This is a genomic window from Blautia sp. An81 (assembly GCF_002161285.1).
In the GTDB taxonomy this organism is placed as follows: domain Bacteria; phylum Bacillota; class Clostridia; order Lachnospirales; family Lachnospiraceae; genus Blautia; species Blautia ornithocaccae.
Window position 1 is genome coordinate 53404 of sequence record NZ_NFHH01000018.1, and the last position, 17691, is coordinate 71094.

19 protein-coding genes and 1 riboswitch are annotated in these 17691 nt (G+C 43.0%); of the genes, 16 read left to right on the plus strand and 3 right to left on the minus strand.

Going from position 1 to position 17691, the window contains the following annotated elements; all coding sequences use genetic code 11:
• Positions 1-71 precede the first annotated feature (71 nt).
• The 9 genes from B5G33_RS22770 to B5G33_RS14625 all read left to right on the plus strand — a co-directional run bounded on the left by B5G33_RS22770 (position 72) and on the right by B5G33_RS14625 (position 12136).
• Positions 72-338, plus strand: a complete 267-nt coding sequence (locus B5G33_RS22770; RefSeq protein WP_087269627.1) for an AAA family ATPase — start codon at positions 72-74, stop codon at positions 336-338.
• 29 nt (positions 339-367) lie between these two features.
• The gene (locus tag B5G33_RS14590) at positions 368-2182 is read left to right on the plus strand and encodes a sensor histidine kinase (protein WP_087269630.1); all 1815 of its coding nucleotides are present in this window, start codon (positions 368-370) and stop codon (positions 2180-2182) included.
• Entirely contained in the window at positions 2157-3746 is a 1590-nt protein-coding gene (locus tag B5G33_RS14595) for a response regulator transcription factor (protein WP_087269633.1), read from the plus strand. The genes B5G33_RS14590 and B5G33_RS14595 overlap by 26 nt, the downstream gene beginning before the upstream one ends.
• Before the next feature lie 139 nt (positions 3747-3885).
• Positions 3886-5556, plus strand: a complete 1671-nt coding sequence (locus B5G33_RS14600; protein ID WP_087269636.1) for a sugar ABC transporter substrate-binding protein — start codon at positions 3886-3888, stop codon at positions 5554-5556.
• Positions 5557-5649: 93 nt separating this feature from the next.
• The gene (locus B5G33_RS14605; protein WP_330396706.1) at positions 5650-6600 is read left to right on the plus strand and encodes an ABC transporter permease subunit; all 951 of its coding nucleotides are present in this window, start codon (positions 5650-5652) and stop codon (positions 6598-6600) included.
• A gap of 12 nt (positions 6601-6612) precedes the next feature.
• Complete coding sequence (locus tag B5G33_RS14610; protein WP_087269642.1) at positions 6613-7521, plus strand: carbohydrate ABC transporter permease; 909 nt, start codon at positions 6613-6615, stop codon at positions 7519-7521.
• Positions 7522-7658: 137 nt separating this feature from the next.
• The gene (locus B5G33_RS14615) at positions 7659-8804 is read left to right on the plus strand and encodes a glycosyl hydrolase family 8 (protein WP_087269645.1); all 1146 of its coding nucleotides are present in this window, start codon (positions 7659-7661) and stop codon (positions 8802-8804) included.
• A 58-nt stretch (positions 8805-8862) separates the two neighbouring features.
• The gene (locus B5G33_RS14620) at positions 8863-10569 is read left to right on the plus strand and encodes an SGNH/GDSL hydrolase family protein (protein WP_087418172.1); all 1707 of its coding nucleotides are present in this window, start codon (positions 8863-8865) and stop codon (positions 10567-10569) included.
• A 13-nt stretch (positions 10570-10582) separates the two neighbouring features.
• Positions 10583-12136 carry a glycoside hydrolase family 43 protein gene (locus B5G33_RS14625; RefSeq protein ID WP_087418173.1) on the plus strand — a complete coding sequence of 518 codons (1554 nt, stop codon included), beginning with the start codon at positions 10583-10585 and terminating at the stop codon, positions 12134-12136.
• Positions 12137-12150: 14 nt separating this feature from the next.
• Here the strand turns inward: B5G33_RS14625 and B5G33_RS14630 are convergent, their stop codons facing one another.
• Entirely contained in the window at positions 12151-12585 is a 435-nt protein-coding gene (locus B5G33_RS14630) for a helix-turn-helix transcriptional regulator (protein WP_143276534.1), read from the minus strand.
• A 73-nt stretch (positions 12586-12658) separates the two neighbouring features.
• Complete coding sequence (locus B5G33_RS21165) at positions 12659-12841, minus strand: hypothetical protein (protein WP_143276535.1); 183 nt, start codon at positions 12839-12841, stop codon at positions 12659-12661.
• A gap of 104 nt (positions 12842-12945) precedes the next feature.
• Here B5G33_RS21165 and B5G33_RS21730 point away from each other — a divergent pair, with 104 nt between their 5' ends.
• From B5G33_RS21730 to B5G33_RS14650, 6 genes are read left to right on the plus strand one after another with little or no spacing between them, the layout of a single operon-like run.
• Positions 12946-13122: a hypothetical protein gene (locus B5G33_RS21730; RefSeq protein ID WP_204247400.1), complete on the plus strand. Its 177-nt coding sequence runs from the start codon at positions 12946-12948 to the stop codon at positions 13120-13122.
• Positions 13123-13180: 58 nt separating this feature from the next.
• Complete coding sequence (locus B5G33_RS22015) at positions 13181-13471, plus strand: hypothetical protein (RefSeq protein ID WP_242974714.1); 291 nt, start codon at positions 13181-13183, stop codon at positions 13469-13471.
• Positions 13472-13488: 17 nt separating this feature from the next.
• Complete coding sequence (locus B5G33_RS14640; protein WP_242974715.1) at positions 13489-14412, plus strand: endo-1,4-beta-xylanase; 924 nt, start codon at positions 13489-13491, stop codon at positions 14410-14412.
• Between the two features lie 51 nt (positions 14413-14463).
• On the plus strand, positions 14464-14718 hold the full coding sequence (locus B5G33_RS21170) for a hypothetical protein (RefSeq protein WP_143276536.1): 255 nt from the start codon (positions 14464-14466) through the stop codon (positions 14716-14718).
• Entirely contained in the window at positions 14667-14984 is a 318-nt protein-coding gene (locus B5G33_RS14645; RefSeq protein WP_242971425.1) for a VOC family protein, read from the plus strand. Before B5G33_RS21170 ends, B5G33_RS14645 begins: the two co-directional genes overlap by 52 nt.
• An 18-nt stretch (positions 14985-15002) precedes the next feature.
• The gene (locus B5G33_RS14650) at positions 15003-15818 is read left to right on the plus strand and encodes a sugar phosphate isomerase/epimerase family protein (RefSeq protein WP_087418176.1); all 816 of its coding nucleotides are present in this window, start codon (positions 15003-15005) and stop codon (positions 15816-15818) included.
• A 149-nt stretch (positions 15819-15967) separates the two neighbouring features.
• On the opposite strand, the gene B5G33_RS14655 is transcribed toward B5G33_RS14650, so the two are convergent.
• On the minus strand, positions 15968-16588 hold the full coding sequence (locus B5G33_RS14655; protein WP_087418183.1) for a superoxide dismutase: 621 nt from the start codon (positions 16586-16588) through the stop codon (positions 15968-15970).
• A gap of 145 nt (positions 16589-16733) precedes the next feature.
• Positions 16734-16853, plus strand: a riboswitch (FMN riboswitch).
• Between the two features lie 202 nt (positions 16854-17055).
• Between B5G33_RS14655 and B5G33_RS14660 the strand changes: the two genes are divergently transcribed.
• A complete protein-coding gene (locus B5G33_RS14660; RefSeq protein WP_087275018.1) occupies positions 17056-17691 on the plus strand; it encodes an ECF transporter S component in 636 nt (211 codons plus the stop codon).

The window sequence follows — 17691 nt, forward strand, 5'->3', positions numbered from 1 at the left end:
GGCTGGCTTGAGGAAATTCTGCTGGAATTGGGAGGGGTGATGGTATATACTTAGGGGAAAGAGGTGAGTGCATGAGGTTTAAACCATTGCCTATTGGCGTAGATGATTTTGAAAAGATCAGAGAACAGGGATATTATTATGCAGATAAGACGCTGTTGATCAAGGAGCTTCTGGAAAATGCTTATACTGCTGGGGAGGCCCCGAAGGTCGTAAATACAGAGGAACAGCTTTGCAGTTTTAAATGGAAACGGGTCTTCGAGATGGAAAGGAAACGGCAGTATAAAAGCAGAGTTGGAAAAATGCCTTGGAATGTGATCTGCCTGAAAAGAGAAGGATGAAACGGAAAAGACAGATGAGGAGAACTACCATGACGGGAAGATTTCGAAACTGGCTGGATGATCGCCTTAACAATCTAAAGATCAAAAAAAAATTGTTTTTGCTGTATTTTTACTGTATGATACTTCCATTGGTATTGACGGATGCAGTGATCATCGGGTTGATCGTCAAAAGAGAATATGATACGAAACAGGAAACAAGCAGAGGCATCGTCAGCGCTGTGAAATATAGTTTAAACAGCGCTACAGAGGAGACGGTCATGCTTTCCAAGAATATTTACTTTAACAAGTATATCAATGAGTTTCTGAATACAGAATTTCAATCGACGCTGGATTATTATAATCAGTATCAGGAACTGCTGAAAGACTCTCTTTTTGACAGCTCGCTGGGAACCAGCAATTCCATTATCCGGATGTATGCAGATAACGGCACCATCGTCAACGGCGGACGCTTCTGGCGTATGGAATCTGTGGAAGAGGAAAAATGGTATCGGGATTTTATGGATTCCGGACAGAACATGCAGATGTATTTTTACTATGAGGATGCAGGGCCGACCAACCCAAGCCCGGTGAAAAAGCTGTCTTTTGTACGGAAACTGGACCGATATAAGCGGGATAAGTACAATAAGCTCCTGAGAATAGATCTGGATTATAATGCCATCAACCAGGGAATGACAATGGCGAATTATGGAGGTGATGTGTACGTCTGCTCCGAAACGGGACAGATTCTGCTATCCAATACCGGATTGGGCAACAGCAGTCAGAATTATTCTTATATCAGCAGCGTGGGGTATAGAAGCGGGGAATATACGGAAAGAATGGCGTTTTACGGACAGGAACTGACTATCTATGTGATACCTTACAGCAGCGGTGTGGGAGAGGTTATGATTAAAAGCTTTCCGATTCTGGTACTGATGCTTCTGATAAATGTGTTGTTTCCATGGATTTTTATGAATGCGCTTCGGAGAAATTTTGTGGAACGCATCGGCTTTCTGAGCCGGATTTTCAACTACAGCGTGGAAGGACGTCTGGAAGAAATTAAAAGTATCCATGGAACGGATGAAATTGCCTCTCTTATGCGTAATTACAATATTATGGCCCAAAAGACCAATTCCCTGATCGAAACAGTTTATAAAAGCAGGCTGAAACAGCAGGAGATGAATATTGCAAGACAGAAAGCGGAACTGCTGGCCCTCCATGGGCAGATAAATCCTCATTTCCTTTTTAATGTACTGGAGAATATCCGGATGCGCAGCGTATTGAAACAAGAGTATGAGACTGCAGATATGATCGAGCAGCTTGCTGTTATGGAACGACAGTATGTAGAGTGGGGAACGGATATGGTAACTATAGGAGAAGAAAAGAAATTTGTAGAAGCTTATCTGAGATTGCAGAAATATCGTTTTGGAGACCGCCTTTCCTATTCCATAGAAATCCAGGAGGAATGTGCAGGCTATAAAATTCCGAAACTTTCTCTTGTGACTTTCGCAGAAAATTCCTGTGTACACGGGATTGAAGATAAGGCGGCGAAATGCTGGATTTTTGTGAAAGCATATCGGCAGGAAGAAAAGCTTTACTTGGAAGTGGAAGATACAGGAAGCGGTATGCCGGAGTCCTATCTCTATTATCTGCGTGAGAGAATGGAAAACGCAAATATTGAGATGCTTCGGGAAAAAGGAAGAGTAGGTGTGATCAACGCATGCCTGAGGCTGAAGATGCAGACAGAGGGGAATATTCATTTTTCACTGGAAAGCGAGAAAATGGTGGGAACCATTGTGACAATATCAGCGCCTGTGAAATATTTTAGGGAGGGGGATAAAGATGCTGAAGGTACTGTTAGTAGATGATGAGCCTTTTATCGCACAGGGGCTTTCTGTGCTGATAGACTGGGAAAAGTGGGGATATGAAATTGCAGGAATGGTTTATAATGGAAAAGAAGCTCTGGATTTTCTGAAAACCAATGAAGTAGATCTGATCCTGGCAGATGTTAAGATGCCGGTGATGGATGGTATCACGCTTTTGAAAAAAATCAGAGAAGAGAGTGTGTCGGAGGCATTTTTTGTGATCGTCAGCGGCTATGGAGAGTTTTCCTATGCTCAGCAGGCGATTAAATATAAATGTACAGATTATATTTTAAAGCCGGTGCAGAAAGAACAGCTTTCGGAACTTCTGGAGAGGGTGAACCAGCTGTATAACAAAAGAGAGAATGAGAGATCTCAGGAAGAAAAAATGAAACAGGCATATTTTGCACGGTATATGCAGTCCATTTTATTGGGAAGGGGAGACAGGGAAGCCGTAGAGTACATATCCCAGAAAGTAGAAGCGCCTGAAGGGCTTCGCTATGTCTGCCTGGCATTGGAAAGCGGAGAAAAGATTATGGAACCGCAGACCATCAGGTGTGCGCAGAAAGGTGTTTATGCCAGATGCAGACAATACCTGGGAGATGCAGACGGCTATTTTGTTTTTATGGATCTGGCAGGAAGAGAAGAATGGTATGATGTTGGTATGCTTTATGATGTGCATCAGGCCGGGAAAGCAAATATGACAGAAGAAACATTTTTGCGGGCTCTTTTGAATCATGTACAGGACGGGATTGAGATACCTGTCACCGCTTATGTAGGCGATAAAGTAGAGAAAGTTGAAGATATCTACCGCTCTTTTCATACGGCGATAATGGCTCTCAGTTTTCAAAACTTTGATGCAGCTGAGCGCATCCGGTATTATTCAGAGAGAACAACGGAGAAAAGCGGTAAGATCATAAGCGAAGAGATTATAGAAGAACTGCTGAAAGCAGTTGAGGAAAACCATAGGGATAGGATAAAGGGAATTGTAGAAACGGTTTTCCATGAAATAAATGGAGCGGATATGGAACCGGGAATGATACGGATCAATATGAATTATCTTCTTGTGCGGCTGACTCATTTGGGACTGGCCCAGGATGACAGCGTGGATCAAAACGAGATTATTTCTTATATCAGGGAAAATTCCTTTGATACCAAAATGGTACGTGGAAGCCGGGAAAATTTTGAAACGTTTATGCTGGAGTATGCAGACTATCTCAGCGAATTGCGAAGAAATACGCAGGGAAGCGTGCTGGCAAAGGTGGAGAAAGAGATCAGGGAGAATTACTATGAGAATATTACCTTGAAGGAATTGAGTAAAAAATATTATGTAAACAGCGCTTATCTGGGACAGATGTTCCGAAAGCAGTATGGGATCCCCTTTAAAGAATATCTGAACAATTATCGGATTGAAAAAGCAGCGGAGTATCTCCTGCGGACAGAAGATAAGATCTATGCGGTGGCGGAACAGGTAGGATACCGGGATCTGGACTATTTTATCAACCGCTTTATTTCTGTGAAGGGGTGTACTCCCACAAGCTATCGAAAAAAGTTCCGGAATCATACATAATCGCGGAAAATCTAAAGACAGGATATGGTTTAGTGAAAAAAAACTAAACTTTGTCCTGTCTTTTTTCTATTTTTGTCAGGTTGTAACAAAAAGAAGAAATAGATAGAATAATAATATCAAAATTGAAGGAGGAAGCGAGATGAAGAAAAAGCAGATGCTGGCAGCTCTTATGGGAGTTGCAATGCTCTCCACGCTTTTAGCTGGCTGTGGCGGCGGGGACAAAGAGGGCAGTTCTGAGGAGGGAGGAGTAAAAGAATTTACAGCCTTTTTTGCTGTGCCCGGAACGGAGATAAATGATGACAATGAGATTCAACAGAAAATTGCAGAAATTACTGGTGCAAAGTGCAAGGAAACCTGGCTGACCGGACAGACGGCAGAAGAGGCTGTGGGAACTATGATCGCCGGGGGAGAATATCCGGATTTTATTGACGGTGGAGACGGTATGGCACAGCTATATGATGCAGGCGCATTGGTAGCTTTAGATGATTATATTGACGATTATCCGAATATCAAGGAATACTTGACTGATCAGGAATGGGATAAGCTTCGTCAGGAGGACGGGCATATTTATTGGATCAATCAGTTCCAGAACATTTACGGAGAGGAAAAGGCGACGACTCATAATGACGAAGCGTTCTGGATCCAGACCAGAGTCCTGGAGTGGGCTGGCTATCCGGAAGTAAAGACTATGGATCAGTATTTTGATCTGATCGAAGCCTATCAGGAAGCAAATCCGACCATGGAAGATGGTACTGAGAATATTCCATATACCATACTTTGTGAGGACTGGAGATATTTCTGTCTGGAGAATGCACCTCAGTTCCTGGACGGTTATCCAAATGACGGATCAGTTATCGTAGATCCTGAGGAATTAAAGGTGATCGATTATAATACGACACCTACGGCAGTGAAATACTTCCAGAAGCTGAATGAAGAATATCATAAAGGCATTGTAGATCCGGAATCCTTTACACAGACCTATGATGAGTATATCGCAAAACTTTCCACAGGACGTGTACTGGGCATGATCGACCAGTGGTGGAACTTTGCCTATAATGTAAATGATTCCTTAAAGCAGCAGGGACTGGACGAGCAGGGCTGCGATTATGTTCCTCTTCCAATCACTATTGAGGAAGGGATCCAGAATAAGTGGCACTGCTCCGGCAGTGTGTTGAATGAGGCCAGCGGTCTTGCAATCACAACAAGCTGTGAGGATGTGGAGGGTGCCCTTCAGTTTATTAACGACCTTCTGAGCCAGGAGGTTCATGATCTGCGTTACTGGGGTGTAGAAGGAGAAGATTACGAGGTAGATGAAAACGGACTTTTCTACAAGACAGAAGAACAGAGACTTGAGGCATCTGATACTGCTTATAAGGCATCGCACCTGTGTACATATTCCTATTTTCCACAGTATGCAGGAACCAGCAGGGACGGTATTAACGCTATGCAGCCACAGTATCAGCCTACAGAATTTTTCGATGGATTAAGCGATGATGTAAAAAAATGCTTTGAAGCCTATGGCGCAGAAACCTACGTGGATATGCTGGGGACCAGCGAGGCACCGGGCCCATGGTATCCGATGTATTCTTATTCCAATAATATGACTACCAGTACTCCTGGAGGTATGGCGCTGACAAAAATGGGAGAAATCAAGCATGAATATCTTCCAAAAGTTGTTATGGCAGAAGATTTTGATGCAGCCTGGGATGAATATATGGAGGCATATGAAAGCTGTGATCCCCAGGCATTCTTAGATGAGATGCAGGAGGAATTAGACAGAAGAATGGAAGAGGCTGCGAAGTATCAGTAAAGTGTAAAATTCTGAAAGAAATGGGCAGATGTCAGAGAAAGAAAAACAGGGCATCTGCCTGTTTTATAGAAAAGGAGTGAGATTATGGCTTCTATGGCGAAAAGGAGAAGAAAAGAAAATGTAGCGGAACCAACACCGAAGATTACGTGGAAGGAGATCAAAAGGCAGAAGGTTCTGATCTTCTGGTCATTGATCATCGTGATCTATGGGATTATTTTCTATTACCTCCCGCTGGGCGGCTGGGTGATGGCCTTTGAGGATTACAAACCTAAGGACGGGCTATTCCACTCCGCTTTTGTGGGACTTGCAAATTTTAAACAGCTGTTTTCTGATGTGACCTTTGTCCGGGTTATCAGAAATACTCTGGCAATGGGTGTGATCAACCTGGCGGCAACCTTTATCATGGCGATTGTGTTTGCTATTCTTTTAAATGAGGTACAGTCAAAAGGAGGTAAGAAAGTCGTTCAGACAATTTCCTACTTACCCCATTTCCTTTCCTGGATCATTGTAACAGGTATTCTGCATGATGCCCTGTCGGGATCTGGTATTATTAATGAACTTTTGGTAGGATTGCATCTGATTGATGAACCTATAAATTTCTTTGCTCATACAAAGTATTTCTGGCCTATCGTAGCGTTTGCCAATGTGTGGAAAGAGACTGGCTGGAATGCGATTATTTATCTGGCGGCTATCACATCTATTGATCCATCTCTCTATGAAGCGGCCAGTATGGACGGTGCCGGCCGCTGGGCCAAGATTAAACATGTAACTTTACCGGGTATTAAGCCTACAATCATTATCCTGCTTCTTATGAATGTGGGAAATGTATTAAATGCGGGCTTCGAGATCCAGTATCTGCTTGGAAATGGTTTGGTACAGAGTGTATCCCAGACGATTGACATTTATGTGCTGAAATGGGGCATCAGTCAGGGCGATTATGCGATCGGTACTGCCGCAGGTATTTTCAAGAGCTTTGTAAGTATTGTTCTGATCGTCATTGCTAATCAGATTGCGAAGCGTAATGGCGAAGAGAGGCTGTTTTAGGAGGTGCCGAAAATGAAAGAAGTAAAACAGAAAAAATCGAAAGCCCAGAAATCTGTGCCAGATAAGATTTTTGTCGTATTAAATACGTTGTTTATGATTGCCTTTGTGGTTATTACTTTATATCCAGTGCTGAATACATTGGCGATTTCACTGAATGATGGTACAGATGCTCTCCGGGGAGGCATTTATCTGCTGCCGAGAAAATTTACAATGAAGAACTATAATACAGTTCTTCAGAAAAATAATCTGCTTACCGGCGCTTATATAACGGTACTGCGAACTATATTCGGAACGGTTACAGCATTGTTTGCTAATGCAATCCTGGCTTTTATTGTCAGCAGAAAGCGCTTCTTATTTAAACGATCCTTATCGCTATTCTGGGTTATTACCATGTATGTGAACGGTGGTATGATTCCGATATTCTTGCTGTATAAGAACCTGGGACTTACCAATAGTTTCTGGGTTTATGTGATTCCAGGAATGGTAAGTGCCTTTAACATGCTGGTTATCCGTACTTATATGGCAGGGATCCCAGACAGTCTGGAGGAATCTGCCCAGCTGGACGGTGCGGGATATATGACGATTTTTCTGAAGATCATATCTCCGCTGTGCAAGCCAGTATATGCTACAGTAGCCCTGTTTGTGGCGGTAGGACAGTGGAACTCCTGGTTCGATGCCATGCTGTACAACCGTATGAGCCCTGAATTTACAACTCTTCAGTACGAGCTGATGAAGCTGCTGTCTTCTGTAACAAATCAGGGAAGCTCTGCAGAGGCAATGAAAAATGCCATTGGAAGTGTTACGCCTACATCAGTCCGTGCGGCGGCAACGATTCTGACTATGCTGCCAATTATCTGTCTGTATCCATTCCTTCAGAGATATTTTGTGACAGGCCTGACTATTGGCGGGGTAAAAGAATAAGCAGTAAGTCTATAATAAACTGCTGCGTTAAGCTGATATTGAGAACAGACAGATTCTTTGTCATGCTTAATGCGGCAGTTTTATATTACTCTGGATCAGGAGGAGTATCCGGAAAAACAGAAAGGAGATAAAGAAAAGTGGAAGGAGCATTTTATACAGGAAAATATCGGAATTTTTTTGAAGAACAGGGATACAACAGCGAGGAGATCACCAGCCGCCTTGAGAAAATCTTCCAAACAATATTTTATGGGCCAGATGACGAAAGGTTCTATCATGAATCAGGATCTGATATGGGATACCTGGAGGACACAGGAAATCATGATGTGCGTACGGAAGGAATGTCTTATGGCATGATGGTCTGTGTTCAGATGAATAAACAGAAAGAGTTTGACAGGTTATGGAAATGGGTATGCACTTATATGCGGATACAGGAAGGACCAGGAAAAAATTATTTTATATGGTCTTGCGGTACAGATGGAACGCCTAATGCTGATGGTCCGGCGCCAGATGGGGAAGAATTTTTTGCAATGGCTCTTTTCTTCGCCGCTAATCGATGGGGCGACAGAGAAGGGATTTTTGATTACAGTGGAGAGGCCAGAAAAATCCTTCGGGAGTGTATCCATAAGGGAGAACCGGGACATTCCGGAGAGCCTATGTGGAACCGGGACAACAAGTTGATCAAGTTTATTCCCGGTGTGGAATTTACGGACCCTTCTTATCATTTGCCGCATTTCTATGAATTGTTTGCTTTGTGGGCAGATGAAGAAGATAGAATGTTTTGGAGGGAAGCAGCGGGAAACAGCCGGGTATTCCTGCATTTGGCCTGCAATCCGGACACAGGACTCTCACCGGAATATGCGGAATACGACGGCATCCCCCACACAGGTACGGAAGCTCAGTTTGGACGTCATGACTGGTATTACAGCGACGCATACCGGACTATGGCAAATATCGGCCTGGATGCACTTTGGTTCCATCGGGATCCGTGGCAGAAAGAAATTGCAGAAAGGCTGCAGGAATTTTACTGTGTGAGAGAAAAAGACAGTTGGGACGGAGTTTTTCTTATAGACGGGACAAAACTTAAGGAAAAGGCACTACATCCGGTAGCTGTTATTGCGACAAATGCACAGGCCTCTCTGGCAGCGGACGGCCCTTATTCAGGCGAATGTATAAAAAAATTTTGGAATACCCCGCTTAGAAAAGGGAGCCGGCGTTATTATGATAATTTCCTATATATATTTGCATGGCTGGCATTAAGCGGGAATTACAGAATCTGGAAATAAGGTGCAGACCAGGCACTAATTATATGAGAAAAGAGTGAAAAGGACGGGATCATGAGAAATGGAAGGACCTAAAGCACCGAAAGATCCGGAGAAGAAACTGCCGGGATTTTATATTGTACGTGAGAAGGAGATTTTTGGTACAGAGCAGCCGGATAAAAGAGGGGGGCATTTTTTATACGAAAATGATGGAAGACTAATTAACAGCGCCCAGATTTCTGGAAATATTACAGATGAGAGAATACTGGAAGCATTGAAAACAGCAGAAGGATTCCGTAATCTGGTAAAGTGTATCGGTATCTGCGTAGAAGCAGGGAGAGCCTGTAAAGAACTGGAATTTGTTTTTCAGATGTATGGGAAAAAGGATATCTATGGCGGCGGAACTCTTATAACAGGAAGGATACCAGCAGACGGAGTGGAGCATTGGATTTCCCTGTCTGGTATTTCCTGGAGCGAGGATGACAAGGAGCCGGGGCAGATTCAGTTTTATTTTGATATACCGGAACAGACGGCTGTTGTCAGTGTTAAACTTTATGTGGGAGAGGAATGGAAAATACCAGATCAGGGAGAGGAAGATGCAGTGGATCTTTCCGGAAAAGCAGCGGAGAATATGATCGCTCATTCCCTCTTATCTCTGGGAAATCCTTATCGTTTGAAACGAGTCATAGAAAAAGCAAAGAGGGGAGAGACGGTTACACTGGCTTATCTGGGTGGCTCTATCACGCAGGGAGCAGGAGCTGTACCTGTTCACACAGAATGTTATGCAAGGAAATCCTGTGAAGCATTTGCGGAAAAATTCGGGACTGGAGATAATGTACGATATATAAAAGCCGGGGTTGGAGGAACACCTTCGGAACTTGGTATGATACGGTTTGAACGTGATGTTTTAAGAAATGGAGAACAGCCGGATCTGGTAGTGGTAGAATTTGCAGTAAATGATGAAGGCGATGAGACAAAAGGTATCTGTTTTGAAAGTCTTGTGAGAAAGATCCTCGGGCTGCCGTGGAATCCAGCAGTGGTACTTTTGTTTTCTGTATTTGCCAATGACTGGAACCTTCAGACCCGGCTTGCACCTGTAGGAGAACGTTACGGGCTGCCGATGGTCAGCGTATTAGAGGCAGTATCACCACAATTTTCTCTTAAAAGAGAAGAAGGCAGAGTAATCTCTAAAAACCAATATTTTTATGATATGTTCCATCCTACAAATCTGGGACATACGATCATGGCAAAATGTCTGGGATATCTTTTTGACAAAGTGAATGAAGAGGGATATGGACAAGAAGACACAGATGGAAGCCTTCTGGAAAGAGAACCGGTCTATGGAAAGGACTTTGAAACAGTAAGGCTTTTAGATAAAAAGGAACTTTGCCAAAAGGCCAGGATTTCAGAAGGGAGCTTTTGCGGTACAGATCAGAAACTGCAGGAGGTTGAAATTGACATGGATATATATGGGACTCCACAGTTTCCTTATAACTGGCAGTATACCGGCCAGGCAGAAGAGACAGAGGCTTTCACACTGAAAATCTTATGCCGCGCATTGCTTTTGATTTTTAAAGATGAAGGAGAAACCGATACAGGCAAAGCGGATGTTTTTGTAGACGGCCATTATAAAATGACAGCAGATCCTAGGATAAATGGCTGGATACATTGCAATGCTGTAATCCTCTTTTCTGAGACGGAGAGCCGGGAACATATAGTAGAAATTTTACCAGCGCCGGGGGAAGAAAAGAAAAAATTTACAATTCTTGGATTTGGCTATGTATTATGATAGGAGAATGACAATGACAAAAGCAAAAAATCCTGTGTTGAGAGGATTCTATCCAGATCCTTCCATATGCAGAGTAGAAAATGACTTTTATTTAGTAAATTCCAGCTTTGCTTATTTTCCAGGAGTGCCGATTTTTCACAGCAGAGATTTGGCTCACTGGGAACAGCTGGGAAATGTTCTGGACCGGCCGTCTCAGCTTCTATTAGAGGGAGATGAAATATCCAGGGGTATTTTTGCGCCTACTTTACGCTTTCATGAGGATACCTTTTATCTGATTACTACAAATATTGATCAGGGAGGTAATTTTGTCGTTAAAGCAGACACTCCGAAAGGACCCTGGTCGGAACCTTATTATCTAGGTCCGCAAGCCCAAGGGATTGATCCCAGTCTTTTTTTTGATGAAGATGGCACCTGCTATTATGTAGGAACCAGACCGAATCAAAATGGAGTAAAGCATAATGGAGACTGGGAAATATGGATTCAGGAACTGGATTTAAAACAAATGAAACTTGTGGGAGAGAGCAGACGCATCTGGAAAGGATTTGCCCGTCATGTGATTTGGCCGGAAGGCCCTCATTTATATAAAAAGGACGGATATTACTATCTTATTTATGCGGAAGGCGGAACGGGATATGAACATTCTGTTATGGCTGCAAGAAGTAAGAGTCTTCAAAAAGACTTTGAGGGCTGTCCCAGAAATCCTGTCCTGACACATCGTCATTTGGGAAAAAAATATCCTATAACCTGCGCAGGTCATGGAGACTTATTTGATGATGAAAATGGAGAATGGTATATGGTTATGCTTGCCAGCCGTACTCTTTGCGGTGGAAGCAGTCTGGGAAGAGAGACTTTTTTGGCAAAAGTAGACTGGGAAGATGGATGGCCAGTTATCAGTCCGGGGAAAGGGATTCTGGAGAATCAGTTGGAGATTCCTTTGGAGGAATGCCGTTTTCCAAAAGAAATGGGAGAAGATGTGCTGTTTCATTTTTGGGGCGAGGAGCTGGATCAGCGTTTGCTGGGAGTATGCCAAAGATCTGAAGAAAATTATTCTTTAAAAGCAAGAAAAGGATATCTGCGCATCTATGCCAGTAAGACACAGGCAAAGGATTGTGCGGCCTTTTCATATTTGGGTGTACGCCAGTGTTCTTATTCTATGTACGTATCAACACAGATGGAATTTGAATTAGAAGCAGAAGGAGACGCAGCCGGACTTTTACTGTTTCAGAACCAGAAAAACCATTTGAAAATGGAAGTGATAAAAAAGGGAAAAACCTTTCTTTTTTGTGTGACGCAGGTGGTACAAGGGAAGGAAGAGGTTCTGGCAGAAAAACAGATAGAGAAAAAAAGACTGGAAATACATCTTAAAACAGAAAATCAGAAGGCGGGAATCTTTTTGGATCAGGGAAAAGGAAGAGTATCCGTAGCAGAAGGGATTTCTCTGGAGTATTACACTACAGAAGCATCTGGAGGATTTGTAGGCTGTACGGTTGGTCTATATGCATCTTCTTATGGAAAAGAAAGCAGCTCATGGGCAGACTTTCTATGGTTTTATGCTGCCGGCAGGTAAACACCCCGGTCCTTTTATGAATCCGGGGAAAACTCTGCCATTTTCCGGAACTGAGAAGGAGTACAGTTATGTATTTCTTTAAATGCCCGGTTAAAAGAGGAAAGATTGGAAAATCCGGACCGCATGGCAATCTCCAAGATAGAAAGAGAGGAATTTTCCAGTAGCTCTGTGGCCTTTGAAATACGCAGAGACGCAATATATTCCGGAAAGGACATCTGATAATATTCTTTAAAGATACGGGAAAAGTGATATTTGCTGAAACCGGCAAATGCAGCCGTCTCTTCCATAGTGAGCTTTCGGGTACAGTGTTCACATATATAGTCCGTAACCGCATCAAATTTTTGGTCATCGGCTTTTTGTCTGGAGGTTTTCTGGGCATAAAGCTGATTTTTTATAAGAAGGTTGTGATTTCCGATGATAATAAAAAAATGCAGAAAAATTTCATACATATGAAGTTCTTTGAAAGGAAAATCTCTAGTGCTGATGTCCAGGAGCTTTAGGAGCAGGGGCAAAGGATTTTCTTCAAACAGAGAATCTTCCGTATGCAGGACAGAAAATCCGTATAAGATCTGGCGATAGCGGAGCAATAATCTCTACAAAATTGTGCCAATGGGTGGGGAAAGAAGTATAAAAATCCCCATAAGAAATATTAATAGTCATATTATGGCCGAAACGCCAGGGCTCAGAAAGATCCGATTTAATCATGAGACTCTCCTTTGCTATTGGAAATATTGAATAGAACCGCAGAAAATGTAACTATAATATAGCAAAAATTGCGGTGGAAAAACAGAGGATTTTATAAAGAAAATGTGGATTGTCAGGTAAAACTTCTGAATTATGGACTGGAACCGCTTTTTGATGGGGCTGAAGGATTTTTTTGGAGAGCTTTTAAGATGCTTATGGTTAAGAATGAAAAGATAAAGCAAAAAAACATTGATAAAAAGCAAAAATCCAATAGAGCATTATTTATAAGAATGTTATATTGAAGATAACAAAAAAAACGGTACCGCAGAAATTTTGGGATAGACGAATCGGGGAGGAATTATGGATAGGTTAGAGCACAGAAAAGGGAAGGCAGTCCTGCATTTTCAGGACAGGGAAGGAAAACCTCTTGCAGGAAAAGCTGTGGAGGTCAGACAGAAAAAACAGGAATTTTTATTTGGCTGCAACGCCTTTGATACGTTAGAATTGTGCAGAGAAAACCTGGACGGCCAAAGAAGGGAAATCTTGCAGGAAAGAATGGAATTGTGGCTGGATCTTTTTAATTTTGCTACTCTCCCTTTTTACTGGGGACAGTATGAGCCAGAAGAGGGAAAACCAATCAGCAGAATTTAATGGCGGCGGCACAGTTTTTGAAAAAGAAGGGCATCACTATCAAAGGCCATCCGCTTTGCTGGCATACCCAGACAGCCTCCTGGCTTCTGAATCTTAGCAATGAAGAAATCCTGGAGCGGCAGCTTATGCGGATTCGCCGCGATGTTGGCGCATTTAAGGGAACGATTGACGCTTGGGACGTAATAAATGAAGTAGTGATCATGCCGGTATTTGACAAATATGATAATGGGATCACCAGGATATGCAAAGACATGGGAAGGATCAAATTGGTCAAAAGGGTCTTTGAAGAAGCCAGAAAAAGTAATCCGGGGGCAATGCTGGTTATTAATGATTTTAATACCAGCCAGGCTTATGAGATATTGATAGAGGGCTGTCTTGAGGCGGGAGTTCCTATTTCGACTATCGGTATCCAATCCCATCAACATCAGGGGTATTGGGGAATAGAGAAGATACAGGAGGTTCTGGAGAGATTCTCTCACTTCGGACTGCCTTTGCACTTTACAGAAAACACCCTGATCTCGGGACATCTCATGCCTTCGGAAATCAAGGATCTCAATGACTATCAGATTCCTTACTGGCCTACTACCCCTGAGGGAGAAGAACGCCAGGCCAGAGAAGTGGTGGAGATGTACACGGTGCTTTTTGAATCCCCCTATGTCCAGGCGATCACAACCTGGGATTTCGACGACGATAATAAATGGCTGGGAGCTCCCTGCGGGCTGATCCGCAAGGACAATTCCCAGAAACCTGCCTATGTGGAATTAAAGAAAAAGATCAAGGAGGAGTGGATGACTTCCCTGAGTCTGGTCACAGACCCCCGGGGAAATTTGGAATTTACCGGATTTGCAGGAGAGTATGAAATCTCCTGTCTGGGAGAAACCAAAGAAATTTCGCTGAAAAGGACGCCAAAGGAAAATTATCAGGAAATGGTAATGGGGTAAAGCCGGCGCTTTTTATAAATACAGGGCTTGCCTGAGAAAGGAGAAAACACTATGCTGGGACTTATTACAGGTGCAAACCGGGGGCTTGGACTGGAACTGGTCCGGCTTGGGCTGGCACAGGGAGATTCTATACTCGCTGCATGCAGGAATACTGACGGAGAACAGATGACAGAACTTCTGACTTTGAAGACAGACTATCCGGCCTATTCTATGTCCAAATATGCGGCGAATATGAGATCATGCAGACTGAGTATATGGGAGCGCCGGCACCGGAGGCCAACAGCCTTCTGGCATTCTTCGACGTAGGACCAGGGCTGCAGTTAGAACTTATCCAGCCAAATGAGGCTTCTTCCACTTGGCGGAATTATCTTAATGAACATGGAGAGGGAATCCATCATGTGGCCTTTAACATTCAGGGCATGAAAATGCCGGAGGCTGTAAAGAGATGTGAAGAATTTGGTATGACCTTAGAACAGAAGGGCGAGTATGGAGATGCGTCTGGAAGATATGTTTATATGAATGCGTATAAGGATCTGAAATGTATTATTGAACTTCTGGAAAGTGACAAATAAGAAAAGGCGGTAGATGATATGAAACTTGGACTATCCAGTCCTCTGGAACATAAAACACCGGAAGAATGGGCGGAAAATATGCAAAAAATCGGTTGCCAGGCAGTGAATTTTCCTGTGGATTACACTGCTCCTAAAGAGGTAATCCAAGCCTATGAACAGGCAGCAAAAGACCAGGGACTTGTGATTGCAGAAGTGGGAGCCTGGTGTAACCCGATCTCAACGGATCCGGAGATAAGAGAAAACGCACGGATAAGGTGCAGGGGGCAGCTTAGATTAGCAGACAGGTTGGGGGCCTGTTGCTGTGTTAATGCTTCCGGCTCAAAAGGTGCTAAATGGGATGGACCATACAAAGAAAATCTGACTAAAGAAACCTGGAAGGATATGGTAAAGAGTATCCAGAACATCATAGATGAAGCAGATCCTCAGAATACTTTTTATACTATAGAACCAATGCCCTGGATGTATCCTATGGGACCAGATGAATATGTAAAGCTTATAGAGGATGTAGACAGAAAACATTTTGCAGTACATATGGATGTGTTTAACTGGATTATTTCCCCTGAAAGGTATTTCTATCATGAAGAATTTATGGAAGAATGCTTTGAAAAGCTGGGAAAATATATCAAGAGCTGCCATCTGAAAGATGTACTGCTGCGTCAGGAGTTTACCCTGCAGCTTCAGGAAACTGCCTGCGGAAAAGGCGGGATCAATCTGAAAAAGTATAAAGAATTGATCGATAGCGTGAACCCTGATATGCCGGTAATCCTGGAACATCTTGGAAGCGATCAGGAATATCTGGACAGCCTGAAGTTCATAAAAGAATACTATCAATAGAAAAATTATTTTAAAAAATACTGTATCTGATCTATAGAGACCGGATACAGTATTTTTATTACTATAAGCCTTTTGGACTGCCTTGCAGAACAAAAGCCATGCAGTCGGGAAGCATAGTAGAAAATATACCAGAAGCCCTTGGAAACCTGTCAGAACAGATTCTGCAGACGCCGCTCTGCCATATCCCAGTTGATCACGTGAAACCAGTCGTCAATATAAGCGGCACGAACATTATAGTGTTTCAGATAATAAGCATGTTCCCATACATCAAGATTCAAAAGAGGACATTCTCCTTGGTCCAGAGGCGTATCCTGATTTGCAGTCTGTGTGATTATCAGTTTCCCCCGGCAATGTACCAGCCAGACATAGCCGGATCCAAAGACTGACAGGGCGGATTTTTTGAAACATTTTTTGAAATTTTCAAAACAGCCAAAATTTTTATTGATAAGCCTGGAGAAATAAACGCTGGGTAAAAGGCCGGCCTTATCCGTCATTCCTTCAAAAAAGAACCGATGGTTGTAAATGCCGCCGCTGTTATTCTTAAAGGAAACCCGGATATCAGAGGGAAGCCCGGACCAGCAGTACAGGATTTTTTCCAGAGACCAGTTTTGATAAGGGGGATTTTCTTTCATTAAGGAATTCAGATTGTCAATATAGGTCTGGAGATGTCGGTTATGGTGGAGAAACATGGTTTTTTCATCGATAAAGGGTTCAAGGGCATCATAATCGTAGGGGAGGGGCGTGTTTACAAAAGGATAATAATGATTCATGGGAGACTCCTTGTGATGGAAAAACTTTATATACATTATAGTATCCCTCCGGGATGAAATTGGTGAAAAGTTGAATCTGCGATTTATATGAAAAATCTCTTGAAATAGGATATATAAAGGCATATAATATACTACAGAATAAAAAGAAATTCTTCGGGGCAGGGTGCGATTCCCTACCGGCGGTAACAGTCCGCGACCCGTATTTTACGGCTGAACCGGTGAGATTCCGGTACCGACAGTATAGTCTGGATGAGAGAAGAAATGATAATATTTCATTGTGGCTTTCATGGAGGATACCCCGAATAGGGGCGTCCTCTTTTTATGCGATACGTCCGACAAGCGGCGGGCTTTGTCTGAAGCTGTCCGCAGTATCCCAGCGGATAGGGAAGGGCTATTTCCTATCCGATCAGCAGGCCATATGAAGAAGAATTTCCTTTTATGAAAATCATGTAAAGGAGATAATGAAAATGAACAATGAAGCAGCAGTAAACAGAAAAATAAGGACACAGAACCGGTCAAAACTGAGGACTACCGTGCAGATCGGCATGCTTGGAGCAATTGCCTTAGTCCTGATGTTTTTTGAATTTCCGATCCCTTTTATCGCACCGCCTTTTATCAAAATGGATTTCTCTGAGATTCCGGTGCTGGTGGGAACTTTTGCAATGGGACCTTTAGCAGGTGTGCTTATCGAACTCCTTAAGAACCTGCTGAATCTGGTGATCCATGGAACCACCACTATGGGAGTGGGAGAACTGTCTAACTTTATTATCGGCTGTGCCTTTGTAGTTCCGGCAGGCCTGTTTTACAGAAAGAAAAAGACAAGAGTCAATGCATTGAAAGGAATGGCAGCAGGTACTTTGCTGATGGCGGCTATGGGCTGTCTGACCAATGCTTTTATTATGTTCCCGTTATACAGCACTCTTATGGGGATTCCCATGGACAGCTTTATTGCCATGGGAACAGCAATCCATCCGGCCATTGACAATATGGTCTCATTTGTTATACTTTGTATGGTACCTTTTAACCTGTTAAAAGGTATCGTGATTTCATTTATTACCCTGCTTCTCTATAAGAGACTGCGGGTACTGTTAAAAGGAGAATAA

What these genes read in the sequence shown, in the direction of transcription:
- B5G33_RS14610 (WP_087269642.1), top strand. Translation starts at nt 6,613, where the DNA reads ATGAAAGAAGTAAAACAGAAAAAATCGAAAGCCCAGAAATCTGTGCCA.
- B5G33_RS14660 (WP_087275018.1), top strand. Translation starts at nt 17,056, where the DNA reads ATGAACAATGAAGCAGCAGTAAACAGAAAAATAAGGACACAGAACCGG.
- B5G33_RS14590 (WP_087269630.1), top strand. Translation starts at nt 368, where the DNA reads ATGACGGGAAGATTTCGAAACTGGCTGGATGATCGCCTTAACAATCTA.
- B5G33_RS14625 (WP_087418173.1), top strand. Translation starts at nt 10,583, where the DNA reads ATGACAAAAGCAAAAAATCCTGTGTTGAGAGGATTCTATCCAGATCCT.
- B5G33_RS14650 (WP_087418176.1), top strand. Translation starts at nt 15,003, where the DNA reads ATGAAACTTGGACTATCCAGTCCTCTGGAACATAAAACACCGGAAGAA.
- B5G33_RS22015 (WP_242974714.1), top strand. Translation starts at nt 13,181, where the DNA reads ATGGATAGGTTAGAGCACAGAAAAGGGAAGGCAGTCCTGCATTTTCAG.
- B5G33_RS22770 (WP_087269627.1), top strand. Translation starts at nt 72, where the DNA reads ATGAGGTTTAAACCATTGCCTATTGGCGTAGATGATTTTGAAAAGATC.
- B5G33_RS21165 (WP_143276535.1), bottom strand. Translation starts at nt 12,841, where the DNA reads ATGATTAAATCGGATCTTTCTGAGCCCTGGCGTTTCGGCCATAATATG.
- B5G33_RS14620 (WP_087418172.1), top strand. Translation starts at nt 8,863, where the DNA reads ATGGAAGGACCTAAAGCACCGAAAGATCCGGAGAAGAAACTGCCGGGA.
- B5G33_RS14655 (WP_087418183.1), bottom strand. Translation starts at nt 16,588, where the DNA reads ATGAATCATTATTATCCTTTTGTAAACACGCCCCTCCCCTACGATTAT.
- B5G33_RS14605 (WP_330396706.1), top strand. Translation starts at nt 5,650, where the DNA reads ATGGCGAAAAGGAGAAGAAAAGAAAATGTAGCGGAACCAACACCGAAG.
- B5G33_RS21170 (WP_143276536.1), top strand. Translation starts at nt 14,464, where the DNA reads ATGCTGGGACTTATTACAGGTGCAAACCGGGGGCTTGGACTGGAACTG.
- B5G33_RS14600 (WP_087269636.1), top strand. Translation starts at nt 3,886, where the DNA reads ATGAAGAAAAAGCAGATGCTGGCAGCTCTTATGGGAGTTGCAATGCTC.
- B5G33_RS14645 (WP_242971425.1), top strand. Translation starts at nt 14,667, where the DNA reads ATGGGAGCGCCGGCACCGGAGGCCAACAGCCTTCTGGCATTCTTCGAC.
- B5G33_RS14595 (WP_087269633.1), top strand. Translation starts at nt 2,157, where the DNA reads ATGCTGAAGGTACTGTTAGTAGATGATGAGCCTTTTATCGCACAGGGG.
- B5G33_RS14630 (WP_143276534.1), bottom strand. Translation starts at nt 12,585, where the DNA reads ATGTATGAAATTTTTCTGCATTTTTTTATTATCATCGGAAATCACAAC.